The 783-nt window shown below is 48.8% G+C and carries 1 protein-coding gene; it reads right to left on the reverse strand.

The window, feature by feature from the left end; genetic code table 11:
• Positions 1-783 (reverse strand): methyl-accepting chemotaxis protein (locus R7Q48_RS26545; protein WP_318133195.1); only part of this gene is annotated, 783 nt, incomplete at both ends.

A 783-nucleotide genomic window follows, 5' to 3' on the forward strand; every position in this document is an offset into this window, starting at 1 on the left:
ATCGCTTCGAGCGCGGTGCCTGCGTCTTGCGCTTTGTCTAGCACCTGATTCGCACTGCGTTGGCTGTCAGTCATCATAGTTACGGCATTTTGTGTTGAGCCTTTTAGTTTCTCGATAATCCCAACTACGTCTTGCACTGAGCTTTGCGTACGGTGCGCTAATGTGCGAACTTCATCCGCGACCACAGCAAACCCACGGCCTTGCTCACCGGCACGTGCCGCTTCAATTGCTGCGTTGAGAGCGAGTAGGTTGGTTTGCTCGGCAATTTCGTCGATCATTCTGGTGACGGTTTGGATACTTTCACTGTCACGGTTGACTTGTTCGATGGCTTCGGCTGATTGATCCAATTGATCATTCAACTGCGCCACGTCGACACATACGCCTTCAACAATCGTCAAACCAGATTGGCTATCTAAGTTCGCAGAGCGGACATTTTCAGCAATGCTTTCTACTTGCTGAGCCACCGATTGAGCGGAAGAGGCCATCTCTTCGATCGCTGTTACGACTTGCTCAACTTCTTCTTGCTGACGATCCGCTTGGGTTAAGTTGCTATGAGCATCGCTTGCTACACTGGTCGAGTTACTTTCGACTAAATCGCTGGTAGAACGAATCTGGCCAACTAGCTCATTCAGTTGATTTGCCATGCTTGCAACGCCGTTATTCAAATTCACAATCTCATTTTTAGAACGTTTACGAGACGACGGAATTTGTAAGCTGACTTCACCATTAGCTAGGCGCGTCATGTAAGAGTTCAACACCGTTAGAGGCTGTAAGCTGCGATTT

This window comes from Vibrio sp. 378, assembly GCF_033339435.1.